Origin of the sequence: uncultured Nevskia sp., assembly GCF_903885465.1 — a bacterium.
In the GTDB taxonomy this organism is placed as follows: Bacteria; Pseudomonadota; Gammaproteobacteria; order Nevskiales; family Nevskiaceae; genus Nevskia.
In genome coordinates, this window is sequence record NZ_CAISIQ010000286.1 from 1 (window position 1) to 13800 (window position 13800).

Annotated in this window: 11 protein-coding genes; 10 read left to right on the forward strand and 1 reads right to left on the reverse strand. The window is 65.8% G+C overall.

What is annotated here, in order from left to right; genetic code table 11:
• The 7 genes from QZY06_RS10740 to QZY06_RS10770 all read left to right on the forward strand — a co-directional run.
• Nucleotides 1-1615 (forward strand): amidase (locus QZY06_RS10740; protein ID WP_295683940.1); only part of this gene is annotated, 1615 nt, incomplete at its 5' end.
• 49 nt (nucleotides 1616-1664) lie between these two features.
• Nucleotides 1665-2798, forward strand: coding sequence for a cupin domain-containing protein (locus QZY06_RS10745; protein ID WP_295683943.1), 1134 nt, complete (start codon nucleotides 1665-1667; stop codon nucleotides 2796-2798).
• Between the two features lie 95 nt (nucleotides 2799-2893).
• Entirely contained in the window at nucleotides 2894-4624 is a 1731-nt protein-coding gene (locus QZY06_RS10750; RefSeq protein ID WP_295683946.1) for a hypothetical protein, read from the forward strand.
• Between the two features lie 47 nt (nucleotides 4625-4671).
• On the forward strand, nucleotides 4672-5700 hold the full coding sequence (locus tag QZY06_RS10755) for an asparaginase (protein ID WP_295683949.1): 1029 nt from the start codon (nucleotides 4672-4674) through the stop codon (nucleotides 5698-5700).
• Between the two features lie 19 nt (nucleotides 5701-5719).
• A complete protein-coding gene (locus QZY06_RS10760; RefSeq protein WP_295683952.1) occupies nucleotides 5720-6850 on the forward strand; it encodes an asparaginase in 1131 nt (376 codons plus the stop codon).
• Nucleotides 6840-7244 carry a hypothetical protein gene (locus tag QZY06_RS10765; protein WP_295683955.1) on the forward strand — a complete coding sequence of 135 codons (405 nt, stop codon included), beginning with the start codon at nucleotides 6840-6842 and terminating at the stop codon, nucleotides 7242-7244. The genes QZY06_RS10760 and QZY06_RS10765 overlap by 11 nt, the downstream gene beginning before the upstream one ends.
• A complete protein-coding gene (locus tag QZY06_RS10770; protein ID WP_295683958.1) occupies nucleotides 7201-7968 on the forward strand; it encodes an acetamidase/formamidase family protein in 768 nt (255 codons plus the stop codon). Before QZY06_RS10765 ends, QZY06_RS10770 begins: the two co-directional genes overlap by 44 nt.
• 915 nt (nucleotides 7969-8883) lie before the next feature.
• Here QZY06_RS10770 and QZY06_RS10775 read toward each other — a convergent pair.
• Nucleotides 8884-9405, reverse strand: a complete 522-nt coding sequence (locus QZY06_RS10775) for a DUF4399 domain-containing protein (RefSeq protein WP_295683963.1) — start codon at nucleotides 9403-9405, stop codon at nucleotides 8884-8886.
• 159 nt (nucleotides 9406-9564) lie between these two features.
• On the opposite strand from QZY06_RS10775, the gene QZY06_RS10780 reads away from it, so the two are divergent.
• The 3 genes from QZY06_RS10780 to QZY06_RS10790 form a co-directional block, all read left to right on the forward strand.
• The gene (locus QZY06_RS10780) at nucleotides 9565-10224 is read left to right on the forward strand and encodes a glutathione S-transferase N-terminal domain-containing protein (protein ID WP_295683966.1); all 660 of its coding nucleotides are present in this window, start codon (nucleotides 9565-9567) and stop codon (nucleotides 10222-10224) included.
• Between the two features lie 126 nt (nucleotides 10225-10350).
• Nucleotides 10351-11991 carry an amidase family protein gene (locus tag QZY06_RS10785; protein ID WP_295683969.1) on the forward strand — a complete coding sequence of 547 codons (1641 nt, stop codon included), beginning with the start codon at nucleotides 10351-10353 and terminating at the stop codon, nucleotides 11989-11991.
• A gap of 9 nt (nucleotides 11992-12000) precedes the next feature.
• Nucleotides 12001-13800: amidase (locus QZY06_RS10790; RefSeq protein WP_295683972.1), on the forward strand; the 1800-nt coding region annotated here is incomplete at its 3' end.

The following is a 13800-nucleotide window of genomic DNA, read 5'->3' on the forward strand; positions in this document are numbered from 1 at the left end:
CGCCGCGCTCGATGCCGAATTCGCCAAGAGCCACAAACTGGCCGGCCCGCTGCACGGCGTGGTGATCGCCATCAAGGACCAGTACGACACCTTCGACATGCGCACCACCTCGGGTGCCGATGCCTTCTACGCCAACGATCGGCCGCCGAAGGACTCGGTATTCATCACCCGGCTGCGCGAAGCCGGCGCGATCATCATCGCCAAGTCGAACCTTGGCGAGTACGCCTCGGCCGTGCCGCGCAGTTCCTTCGGCGGCACCTTCTGCAACCCGTATGACACCGAGCGCGTGCCGCGTGGCTCGTCCAGCGGTTCCGGCTCGGCGGTCGGTGCCAATTTGGTGACCTGCGCGATCGCCGAGGAAACGGGTTCTTCGGTACGCGGCCCAGCCAGTGCGGCAAGCGCCGTCGGCATCGCCGGCACCCAGGAACTGGTGCCGCGTACCGGCATGATCCAGATCGGCATCAATACCCGGGTCGGGCCGATCTGCCGCACGGTGGAAGACGCTGCCAAGGTGCTCGACGTGATCGCCGGCTATGACCCTTCCGACGAACTCACCGCGTTCAGCATCGGCCGCACGCCGGCCCAGCCTTACGCCAGCTTCGCCAGTGCCAAGCGTCTCGACGGCCTGCGCATCGGCGTGGTCCGCGAGTACATGAACAAGACGCTGTTCACCAAGGCCGACGAGCAGACCATCGATCTGGTCAGCACCGCCGCGCTCGATCTGAAGGCGCTCGGCGCGACGATCGTCGATCCGGGCCCGGAAGGCGATCTGTTTACCGCCTGCTTCGCCAAATACGCGCCGATGGTGCAGGGCAAGCAGTTCACCCGGCGCTTCCCGGAGCAGTTCCCGGTCGACAAGGACGGCAAGCCGACCAATGACCACATCGCCACCCTGCTCGGCATGGCCGCCGATCCGTCCAAGGTGCCGGCCAACATCACCCTGCGTGATTTCGGTGCTGCCCAGGCCGAAGGCGAAAGCAAGTACTGGCTGAATCGCTATCTGATGGAGCGCGGCGACGCCAACATCAAGACCAATGCCGATCTGATGAGCAAGGCGCGCTTCCACAAAGATCCGCAGTTCCCGGATCGCCTGAAGACCCGCGAGACCACCGAAAAAGCGCAGGAGCTGAACATGGCCGAGCGCATGCTGCGCCGCTTCGCCGTGCAGCAGCTGGTCACCGCCTGCATGGCCGAGCAGAAGCTCGATGCGCTGATCTATCCCACCAGCAGCCTGCCGCCGACCAAACTCGGCGCGCCGTCCGGCCCACCGATCAACGGCCGCACCAGCGTCTGGAGCTTCCTCGGCCAGCAGGGCTTCCCGGTGATCACCGTGCCGGCCGGCTTCACCACCGAGGTCTATGACCTGATTCGCGATCCTTCGGCACCGAAGGTCGAGTACCCGGCCAATGCCGGCGGCGGTGGCGGCGAGCGCACCGAGGGCGACGATCACGTCCGCCTGGTTGGCCCGATTGCTGCGAAGTTGCCGGTGGGCATGGACATCGTCGCCCGGCCGTTCGACGAGCCGATGCTGCTGAAGATCGCTTCCGCTTACGAAGCCGCCACCCACCGCCGCCAGCCGCCATCGGATTTCGGTCCGCTGGCCGGCGAACCCTGAGTCATACCCGGAGCCGAGCATGGCCGCAGAAGCAGGAGGTCCCCCGAGAATGTCGACGATCAGCCCCAGCCCGGTGCCGCGGCTGTACCGCGGCGCGGTGGTCAAGCACGGGCTCGACTGGGACCGCATCGATGCGCTGCTGCACACCGTCGAGCCGACGCCGCAGAACCTGCAGCTGTTCCAGGATGGCGCGATCGATCCGGCCAGCTATGTCGAGCGTGCCGCCGAACTCGGCATGTCCCGTCCGCGGCTGATCAAGGAACGCTTCTACAGCCTGCTGCGCGGCGGTGCTGCGCTGGTCTTCAACCGCATGGAGCTGCATTCGCTCGAAGCGCGCCAGCTGTGCGCGGCGGTGTCGCGGCTGGGCGGCGCCTCCGGCATCGGCAACGGTTATCTGAGCTTCGGCGGCAAATGCGCCTTCGACAAGCACTGGGATACCCATGACGTCTATGCCGTGCAGCTGATCGGCCGCAAGCGCTGGCAGCTGTTCCAGCCAACCTTCATGAATCCGCTGGCCGAGCACACCAGCGACGCGATGGCCATGCAGTGCCCGGACAAGGTGGTGCTCGACTGCGTGCTGTCGCCCGGCGACATGCTCTACGTGCCGCGCGGCTGGTGGCACCAGACCCTGCCGTTCGACGAGCCGAGCTTTCATCTGTCGGTCGGCCTCTATCCGCCGACCATGCACGACTTCCTCGGCTGGGCCCTGGCCCGGGTCGCACCGCAGCGCCTGGCCGTGCGCCAGACCTTGTCGACCGATCCTGCGGTGACCGCTGGCGATCTCGGTGCCGCCGTCGATGCGCTGCGCGATCTGCTGCTCGATCCGGCGGTGCTTGCCGACTACCGCCGCGAAATCGCGCTGGCCGATCGCCCGGTGCCGGAATTCGAGCTGGCGCGCTTCGCCGGCGAGCGGACCATCGCGCCGGAAACCATCCTGCGGCTGTCGACGGCGCAGGCTGCGGTGCGCACGCCGGAAGCGCTGCTGATCAATGGCCGCGCGCTGCCGGCGGACGGGCTGGGCGCGCGGATCATCCAGCTGCTGGCGACAGTGCCGATGTGCACGTTCGCGGCGCTGTCCGACGCCTTCATCGACGTGCCGGAGGCGCTGTTGCAGGAAGGCGTGTTCGAACTCTCGGCGCACGGCTGCATCGTCACCGGCGGTGTGCAGCTGGCCGAGCCGTGAGGACTCGTTGCCGAGAGGACGGCATCAGCAGGTAGGGGGAGCGTCTGCGATCGCGTCAAAAGTACAGGCCGCCACGCTGCCTTACCGCCGACGCCATGAACCACAGCCTTTCGATGTCCGCCGAATCGCCTGCCCAGAGCGCCGGGCAGCGATCGAGCAAGGCGATGCAACAGCGCTGGGTGCTGTCGCCGGGCCTCGATGGCCTGCTGATCATCGCCGCGCCCGTGCTCTGTCTGCTGCTGGCCATCGCCACCTTCGCCTGGCTGCCGGCGGAACGCGCTGCAACCCTGGTGCTGGTCACCCACGTGGTGCTGACCGTAGCCCATCACCTGCCGACCTACATCCGCCTGTACGGCGATCTCGACACCTTCAATGCCGATCGCTGGCGCTGGCTGCTGACGCCGCTGCTGCCGTTTGGCCTGTCGCTGGCCGTGCTGATTCATCTGCGTTCGCAGGGCTACGGCCTCGAACAGTTCTTCTACCTGTTCATCCTGCTGACCCTGTGGGATCCGTGGCATTTCCTGATGCAGCACTACGGCTTCATGCGCATCTACGATCGCGGCAATGCCGCGCCGCGCGCGCTGGCTGCCGGCATGGATCGCATGGTCTGCACCGCCTGGATGCTCTATTTGCTGCTGGCTTCCAGCGCCTGGCTGCCGGAGCTGCTGCAGGACCTCGATAGCAAGCTGGCCTTGCCGCTGTTGCTGGCGCTGCCCGCTGGTGCCGTCGATGCCATGACCAGCGGTGCCGCCGCGATCGCGGCCCTGGCGAGCGTGGTCTACGCCGGCTATCTGTTCTGGTGCTGGCGGCGCGGCTGGTTCGTCAGCCCGGCCAAGGTGGCGCTGCTGGTGCTGACCTTCGGCGTCATGTGGCTGAGCTACACGCCGAACGCATTGATCCGCGAGTGGGCACCGGGCTGGTCGTTCAAGGTCGGCTTCGCGACCGTCGGCATCGTCCACATGACCCAGTATCTGGCGATCGTCTGGCGCTACAACCGCAACCTCGCGGCGCGCCCAAATGCCACGCGTGCCGGCTGGTTCCGCTGGCTGCACAGCCGCAACACGATCTGGGCCGCGGTGCTCTACGTGATCGCCTGCATCGCTTACGGCGAAGGCCTGACCACCGATTTCCAGACCGACTGGATCACCATCCCGGTGCTGGCGCTCGGCTTCACGTCGACCCTGATGCACTACTACTTCGATGGCTACATCTGGAAGCTGCGCAAGCCAGGGACGGCGGCGACGCTCGATGGCAGCGCCACAGGTTCAGCTGATCCAGCACCGGCTGGCCGTCGCGGCCCGAGCCTGCGGGACTGGCTGCGGCCGCTGCTGATCTTCGGCCTGCCGCTGGGCCTGATGACCACGGTGGCGGCGGCGTCCTGGTCCGCACCGCAGCCGGCCTATACCGAAACCCTGAAGGAAGCGGTGCAGGCCGCCCGCGCCGGTGATCGCGAACAGGCGCAACGCAATGCCCGCCGGGCGCTGAGCGCGATGGACCGCGAGTTGCCGCGCATCCGCGCGCTGGCGCGGCTCGAGGATTCCTCGTCCCGCGATGCCCAGCTGGCGCTGCTGCTCTACAGCCATCGCTGGGTGCAGTACGCGCTGCTGCCGCAGCTCGGCGGTCGCGACGATATCGAACAACTGGCCCTGCAGCGCGATGGCATCGCCGAGCCGCTGCAGATCATCGATCGCGCCCTGGCGCGCGGCGGCAGCGTCGCCCATCCCGGCCATGAAGCGATGAGCCTTGATGAAGCAAAACGCCTGCGCGACGGCTGGGCCAGACAGATGCAGCAGCTCGACCAGCAGTTGGCGCAAGCAGCGCCATGAGCCCCTATCAACCATTCGATGTTCACTCAAGAAACCGGAGGCTGCGGATGATTCGCTCGTTGTTGTGGTGCAGTTGTTTCGTCTTGCTGGCCTCGGCGCCGGTGCAGGCCGGAGCGCTGCCGCAAGTCCGCCTGTTCACCACCGGCGGCACCATCCAGAGCAAGGGCGCGCATCGCCAGAAGCTGATGGAGTATTCCGACGGCCGGGTGACGCCGTCCGAGCTGGTCGACGATCTGCCGGAGCTGCGTGATGTCGCCCAGCTCAGCTACGCCGAGATCAGCAATGTCGGCTCCGGCAACATCGACACCAAAACCCTGCTGACCCTGGCCCAGCAGGTCAATGCCTGGCTGGCGCTGCCGGAAGCGGCCGGTGCAGTGGTCACCCACGGCACGGCAACGCTCGAGGAAACCGCCTACTTCCTGAACCTCACGGTGAAGTCGGACAAGCCGGTGGTGGTGGTCGGTGCGATGCGGCCGTTCACCGCGGTGAGCCGCGATGGCCCGATGAATCTCTACAACGCGGTGCGCGTGGCAGCGACGCCGCAGGCCAAGGACATGGGCGTGATGATCCTGCTCAATGACGAGATCAACGCTGCCCGCGACACCACCAAGAACAACACCTATCGCGTCGATACCTTCATCGCTCGCGATGTCGGCCCGCTCGGCTTCGCCGACAGCGACAGCATCGTCTTCTATCGCCGGCCGATCTACCGCCACACCTCGCACAGCGAGTTCGATGTCTCGAAGCTGACCAGCCTGCCGAGAGTCGATGTGCTCTACGCCTATCAGGAATCCGACGATGCGGCGGTCAAGGCCTTCGTCTCGGCGGGTGCCAAGGGCATCGTCAACAGCGGGGGTTATTCCGAGCCGCTGGCAGCGCTGAAGGACAAGGGCGTGGTCGTGGTGCAGAGCGATCGCAAGGGCTCCGGCCGTGTGGTCAAGAGCGAGAAGGTGGCCGCCAAGGGCCAGGTCACCGCCGACAACCTGCCGCCGCAGAAGGCTCGCATCCTGCTTCGCCTGGCGCTGACGAAGACGACCGATCCGGTCGAGATCCAGCGCATCTTCGACGAATACTGATCATCATTTTGGGGCCCTTATGAACCGTCTTTCCCTGATCGTTGCCGTCATCTCGGCAACGCTGCTCACCGCTGCGCCGATGCTGACCGCGAGCGCCGCCGAAATCCCCACCTACGCGCCGCCACCAGCCGCGCCACCGCCCGGCACCAAGCTGCCGACGGTGGTCATCATGTCGATGGGCGGCACCATCGCCAGCCGTGGCACGCCGCGCCTGAACGTCGCCAACTACGGTGGCAAGGGCGTGCCGCGAGTCGACCCGCAGGACTGGTTCAACGACGAACCGGAACTGGCGACCATCGCCAACATCCGCCTCGAAGACGGCCGCCCGCCGGTCGATCGCGCCAGCGGTGAAACCCAGGGCGATGACCTTCGCGTTGCTGCCCGTTTGCGGGTGCTGATGCAGGACCCGACGGTGGACGGCGTGGTCGTCACCCACGGCACCAACACCTTGGCCGAATCGGCCTTCCTGATGAACCTGATCATCGACACCGCCAAGCCGATCGTCTTCGTCGGCTCGCAGCGGCCGTGGACGGCGCTGTCCGGTGACGGCCCGCGCAACCTCTATGACGCCGTGCGTGTCGCCGGCACCAAGGAAGCGGCGGGCAAGGGCGTGCTCCACTGCATGAATCAGTACATCAACACCGCGCGCGATGTCTCGAAGACTTCCGCTTATCGCGTGCAGACCTTCAAGGGCATCGATGTCGGTGCGATCGGTTTTGCCGATCCGGATATCGTCAAGTTCTATCGCGAACCGCTGCGCCGGCACACGATGGCCTCCGAGTTCGCCGGCCGCGACTACAAGGATCTGCCGAACGTCGAGATTGCCTACGCGTATCGCGATGCGCCGGGCTACATCATCGACGCGATGGTCGCCAACGGCGCCAAGGGCATCGTCATCGACGGCACCGGCGCCGGCAGCCCGACCACCAGCCAGACCGACGCGATCAAGCGCGCCCAGGCCAAGGGTGTCGTCGTGGTCGCTACCGCCCGCACCCACGGCGGCCGCGTGCAGGACACACCGCGCCGCCGCGAAGCCAAGATCGTGCCCGGCGACAACCTGGTGCCGGAGAAGGCTCGCATCCTGTTGCAGCTGGCGCTGACCAAGACCAAAGACGTTGCCGACATCCAGAGAATCTTCAATGAGTACTGATCGTCGCGTTCTGAGTGCGTTGCTGGCGAGTGCCTTGTTCGCCGGCTTCGCGACCGCTGCCAACGCCGCCGCACCGACGCTGCCGAAGTACGACCACTGGGTGAAGCTGAAACCGGAGAACTCGGTGATCGGCAACTTCCCGGCGCAGAAGAAACCGATCCTGACCGTGAAGTCCGGCGATACCGTGCGCATCGACGGCGGTGGCGGCAATCGCTGGATGGACAAGGATCCCTTCGTCTGGATCAAGGAAAACAACATCAAGCTGACCGCCGACGAGACCACAGCGATCCGCGAGATCGACACCGTGCTCAAGGAGACCCCCGCGCCAGGGCGACATCAAGACCGGCCACATGATGATCGGGCCGATCGCCGTCGAAGGCGCGATGCCCGGTGACAGCATCGAGATCCGTATGATCAAGGTGGTGCCGCGTCTGCATTATGGCACGGTCGGCATGAGCCCTGGCCGCGGCGGCATTCCGGATGACATCAAGGAATCGTTCATGCGCATCGTCCGCTTCGACGAAGCGCGCACCGTCGGCGAGTTCGAGCCGGGCATCGACGTGCCGCTCGCGCCGTTCATGGGCGTGATGGGCCTGCTGCCCCCGGATTCCGATGGCCCGAACCGGCGCAGCGGTCCGCCCGGCGTGTTCGGCGGCAATCTCGACTGCAAGGAACTGAGTGCAGGCAGCTCGCTGTTCCTGCCGGTCTTCCATCCGGGCGGCCTGTTCTTCACCGGCGATTCTCATGCCGCGCAGGGCGACGGCGAAGTCACCATTAACGCCATCGAGACCGCCAACACCGCGGTGCTGCAGTTCGTGCTGCACAAGGGCAAGACCTTGACCGCGCCGCGTGCCGAGAATCCGTCCCACTTCATGGCCTTCGGTCTTGATCCCGATCTCGACAACGCGATGCAGATGGCAATCCGCGAAACCAACAGCCTGCTCGCCGACGCCTACGGCCTCGATTTCCCGCGCGCCTTCCTGCTGTCCAGCATCGGCGTGGACTTCCGCGTCACCCAGGTGGTCGATGGCACCAAGGGCATCCATTCGATGATTCCGAAATCGTTGTTCACCAAGACCAAGTTGCCGCCGTTCTGGTCGGCGGGGAAGGGGCGATAGGGCTTGGTCCTCTTGACGGATTCTGGCTGGTTTTAGACTTGATCAACCTGCGGTTTTGCTTGCTGGCTTCAGCGCACTGTTCCGCGCTGTCGCGCGGGTAACTTTCTTCGAACGGCCGAAGAAAGTCACCAAAGAAGTGCGCCCCGCGTCGGCCATTGATGTAGTGCGGTCTCGTTAACTACCCCCGGCCCGGCCAAGTATGGCCGGGCGTTCGGAGTTGCTGCGAGCAGTGCTCGCAAAGCACGCAACCCCTCACCCTGTGCTTCTCGCGCTCTCCGGGGCACCGCGCCGACAGGCCATCCATGGCCTGGCAGCGCTCGACCGGCATCCTGCCGGTCGTCCCTCTCCGATCGCTGCGATGCTCGGCGGCATGCAGGGGGGATAACGTCAACGGCAGAAGCAGAAACCACGGCAACGGCCCATCAAAAGCACCGCCACATCAACAACGTCATTCCGGCGAAAGCCGGAATCCAGAGTCGAGGAGTTCGCGCGTGCAGCCCCTGGATACCGGCTTTCGCCGGTGTGACGGCGGGCTTTTGATTTTTACTTGCTGTGTCGTGCTTTTGATTCTGCTGTTGCTTTTGACGTTGGTCCCCCTTAAGCGCGCCGAGCATCGCAGGCCATGGCAGACAGGCTCCGGAGGAGGCGAGGCAGGAGCCGAAGCCTTTTCGCCGCGCCATGGATGGCGCGTCGAAAAGCCCCGTCATGGCCGAGAAGCACAGGGCATCGGATCGCGCTTCTGTTTCTCGCGATCCGACGCAGCGCCGGGGGCGCGCTTTCTTTGGTTACTTTCTTTGCGCGCCAAAGAAAGTGACCCGCGCGACAGCGCGGAATGGTGCGCCGAAGCCAGCGGATCAAGCAGACAAATAAAAACGGGAAAGCTTTTCAAGCCCTCCCGCCTCACACCAAGCCGCCTTACTTCTTGGCCGGCGCCGCAGCCCCACCCTTCACCGTGATGGTGATCTTCTCCGACTGCAGCGAAGGATTGAACGCCTGCTGCTTCCAGTCCGCGACCAACAGCTGGATCGTGTGGGTGCCGGCCGGCAGGCTCAGCATCGTCTCGGTTTCGCCCTTGTCGAAATGCTTGATGCTGGCGTTGTCGAGTGGCAGTGCGAGGGTCGCATCGAAGGTCGGGCTGTCGATCAGCAGCACGTGGTGGCCGGTGTCGACACTCTGCAGGCCGGCCGGTGACACACCGGCACCCTTTAGGCCGAACTGGACCAGGAACGGGCTGGTCACGGTGTCACCGCTCTTCAGGTTGATCAGGTAGGCGCTAGCACCGGCCGGAGCCGGATTGGCGAGGCCCAAGGTCTGTTCGACCTTGGCGCCGGCCTGCTGCTTGGCGGCGCTCTTCAGGTCGGACTTCCAGTCGGCGTGGACGACACCGACGCTCATCGTCAGCAGCATCATCGGAATCAGGGTACGGACTGCGCGCATGGTTAGAGCTCGTGCTGTGAATGGGGAGTCGGATGGTAACCCGCGTCCCTGAATGTCGGCTGAGCAATGCCGGCGACGATCGGGCGCACCCGGACATGACGAAATGTCGCGTTGCCGCCATGCTGGCGACCCTGATTCCCCGCCTGCCTGGAGCTGCCGATGTCCCCTGAATACCGCCTGTTCCACTCTCCCGGCGCCTGCTCGCTGGCGCCGCACATCGTGCTCGAGGAACTCGGCATCGCCTACGAGCCGGTGCGGGTGGTGATCGCCGAAGGCGCGAATCGCAAGCCGGAGTATCTGGGCATCAATCCGCGCGGCCGGGTGCCGGCGCTGGGGATCAAGGACGCGCAGGGCGAACGGGTGCTGACCGAATCGGTGGCGATCGCCGTCTATCTGGCTCGCCGCCATCCGAGTCCCAGCCTGCTGCCGGAAGACCCGGAACAATTCGTCCGGGCGCTGGAATGGATGAACTGGCTGGCGACGACGATGCATCAGGCCGGCGTCCGCACCGTGTTCCGCCCGGAGCGCTTCACCACGTCCACCGACAAGGCGGCGATCGATGGCATCGCCGAAGCCGGCCGCGCGGCGATCCGCATCGGCTATGCGGACATCGAGGAACGACTCGCCGGCAAGACCTGGGCGATGGGCGAGGCGTTCAGCGTCGTCGACGCCTTTCTGCTCGTGCACTACCGCTGGGGCAACCGCTGCGGCGTCGACATGCGCAAGGACTATCCGCTCTACGCGGCGCTGATGGATCGCGTTCGCGCCCGTCCGGCGGTGGCGCGGGCGGTGGCGCATGAAGCGATCCAGATCGACTGACACCCGGTGGCAGCAAGCGGCCGATAAGCCCGGAGACTCGGCGTCCGGGTAGGGGCTCGCGTCAGGCATGCGTCTCAAAGGCAGGAACAGCGCGACTCCGCGCTGCCTGCCCCGTTCGAGGACGTCATGAGACGCAGCCTTTCACTTGCTCGCGGTGCGCTGTCTGCCCGCCCGTCAACCCGTGCCCGCCTGGCCGCAGCCGCGCTGCTGGCCATATCGGCCTCGCTGCTGGCACCGGAGGCGCTGGCCGCCCAGCTCGACATCACCACGGCCAGCATCGCCGAGCTGCAGGCGGCGATGAAGGCCGGGCTCAGTTCCGAAGCGCTGGTGAATGCCTATCTGGCGCGGATCAAGGCCTATGAGGACGCCGGGCCGAAGCTCAATGCCATCATCCTGCTCAATGCCGAGGCGCTGAAGCAGGCCAAGGCGCTCGACCAGGAGCGCAAGAGCGGCAAGCTGCGTGGCCCGCTGCACGGCGTGCCGATCGTGCTCAAGGACAATTTCGACACCTTCGACATGCCGACCACGGCCGGCTCGATGGCGCTGAAAGGCTCGATTCCGCCCAACGACGCCTTCGTGGTCAAGAAGCTGCGCGAAGCCGGCGCGATCATCCTGGCGAAGACCAATCTCTCCGAATTCGCATCCACCGCGAACGGGCCCGACGGTTTCAGCTCGCTCGGCGGCCAGACGCTCAACCCGCATGATCTGACCAAGGGGCCGCGCGGCTCCTCGGGCGGCAGCGGTGCCGGCATCGCCGCCGGCTACGCGCAGTTCGGGCTCGGTACCGACACCGGCGGCTCGGTGCGTTATCCCTGCTCGGCCAACGGCATCGCCGGCCTGAAGCCGACGCGCGGCCTGATGAGCCGCGACGGCATCGTGCCGCTGGCGCTGTCCTACGACACCGGCGGGCCGATGGCGCGCAGCGTTGCCGACGTGGCCATGGCGCTCGGCGTGATGACTGGCGTTGATCCGGCCGACGCCGCCACGGCGCCGAGCGCCGGCCAGTTCAAGACCGACTACACGCAGTACCTGGTCAAGGGCTCGCTGAAGGGTGCGCGCATCGGCGTGGCCCGCGACTTCATGGGTCAGGACGCCGAAGTCGACAAGATCATGGACGCCTCGTACGCGAAGCTGAAGGCGCTCGGCGCCACCGTCGTCGAAGTGAAGCTGCCGGAGATGCTGACCAAGGCCCGCGCCGATCTGCTCAAGCCGATCAGCGGCCGCGAGTTCAAGGCGCAGATCGGCGTCTACCTGCAGACGCTGAAGCCCGACTATCCGAAGAGCCTGGCGGAGATGATCGCCAAGCTCGATGCGATGGGCACGGCGTACACCAACCCCTGGCGTCTCGCCAACATGAAGGAAGCCGAGGCGACTACCGGCGGGCTCGAAGATCCGATCTACAAGGTCGCCAAGAACGAAGGCCTGGCCCTGGTCACCGCGACGACCAAGGCGGTGTTCCAGCAACAGCAGCTCGATGCCCTGGTCTACCCGACGATGCCGATGCCGGCGACGCCGTTCGCAGCCCCGCCGCCGGATGCGCCGCGGCCGCAGATGTACGCCAACCTCGCCAACCAGACCGGCTTCCCGGACCTGATCGTGCCGGCCGGCATGACCAGCGCCGGCCTGCCGGTGACCCTGTCCTTCCTCGGCCTGGCCTGGAGCGAACCGAAGCTGTTCGGCTACGGCTACGACTTCGAGCAGGCCACCCAGGCGCGCGTGCTGCCCAGGCACACACCGGCGCTGAAGACCGATGTCATCACCTACTGAGTGCGTCGCATGAAAAATCCTGCCTTGCTTGCTGCGGTCCTGTTGTCTGCCAGCCTCTCCGCACAGGCGGCCTCGTTCCATCTCGAAGAAGCGACGATCCCCGACATCCAGCAGGCAATCCTGGCCAAGGAACTGACCTCGACTCAGCTGGTCGAGCTGTATCTGAAGCGGATCAAGGCCTACAACGGCACTTGCGTCTCTGAACCGAAGGGCATCCTCGGGCCGATCACGACCATCCCCAACGCCGGCCAGCTGAACGCGCTGGTGACCCTGAATCTTCGGCCGAAGACGCTGAAGAAATGGGGCTTCGATGCCCGCAAGGCACGCAGCCTCACCGACAAGACCGACGGCGATGCGCAAATGCCGGACGCGCTCGAAGTGGCCGCCGCGCAGGACGCCGCCTTTGCGAAGACCGGCCAGCTCGCCGGCCCGCTGCACGGCGTGGTGATGGCGATCAAGGATCAGTACGACACCTTCGACATGCGCACCACTTCCGGCGCCGATGCCTTCTACGCCAATGACCGGCCACCGGAAGATTCCACCTTCGTCGAACGTCTGCGCGCGGCCGGCGCGATCATCATCGCCAAGAGCAATCTCGGCGAATACGCCTCGGGCATTCCGCGCAGCTCCTATGGCGGCACCTTCTGCAACGCCTATGACACCGAGCGCAGCCCACGCGGGTCGAGCTCCGGTTCGGGCTCTGCGGTCGGCGCCAATCTGGTCACCTGCTCGATCGCCGAGGAATCCGGTTCGTCGATCCGCGGCCCGGCCAGTGCCGCCAGCTCGGTCGGCATCGCCGCCACCGAGGAACTGGTCAGCCGCAAGGGCATGGTCCAGATCGGCATCAACACCCGAGTCGGGCCGATCTGCCGCACCGTCGCCGACGCAGCAAGAGTGCTCGACGTGATCGCCGGCTATGACCCGAAGGACGAGCTGACCGCGTTCTCGATCGGCCGCATGCCGAAGGAGGCGTACGTCAGCTATGCCAAGCCGACACCGCTGGCCGGCCTGCGCATCGGCGTGGTCCGCGAGTACATGAACAAGAAGTTGTTCACCAAGGCCGACGAGCAGACCATCGATCTCGTTTCGCAAGGCGCGGAAGACCTGAAGAAGCTCGGCGCGACGATTGTCGACCCGGGCCCGGAAGGCGAGCTGTTCACCGCCTGCCTGCGCAAGTACGCGCCGCAGGACAGCAACAAGCTGTACACCAAGCGCTTCCCCGAGGTGTTCCCGGTCGATACCAATGGCAAGGCGACCGCCGATCACACCGCCAAGCTGCTTGATCTGAAGATGGACCCGGCGCAGGTCTCGCCGAAGCTGACCCTGCGCGACTTCGGCACTTCCGAGGGCGATGGCCAGGGCAAGTATTTCCTGAACCTGTACCTGCGCGAACGTGGCGACGCCAAGATCAAGAGCAATGCCGATCTGATCGCCAACTCGAACTTCCATCAGGACCCGACCTTCCCGGATCGCAAGAAGTCCCGCGAGACCGTGGAGAAGAACAACGAACTGGACATGGGTGACCGCCTGCTGCTGCGCTTCTCCGTGCAGCAGACCTTGCTGCAGTGCATGGCCGAGCAGCAGCTCGATGCCCTGGTCTACCCGACCAGCAACCTGCCGCCAACCAAGCTCGGCGCGCCGCAGGGCCCACCGATCAATGGCCGCAACGGTGGCGGCGTCTGGAGCTTCATCGGTGCCCAGGGCTTCCCGGTGATCAGCGTGCCGGCCGGCTTCACGACCGAGGTCTATGACCTGATCCGCGACCCCAGCGCGCCGAAGACGCCGGACGACGCCTGGCCGAAGACTGGC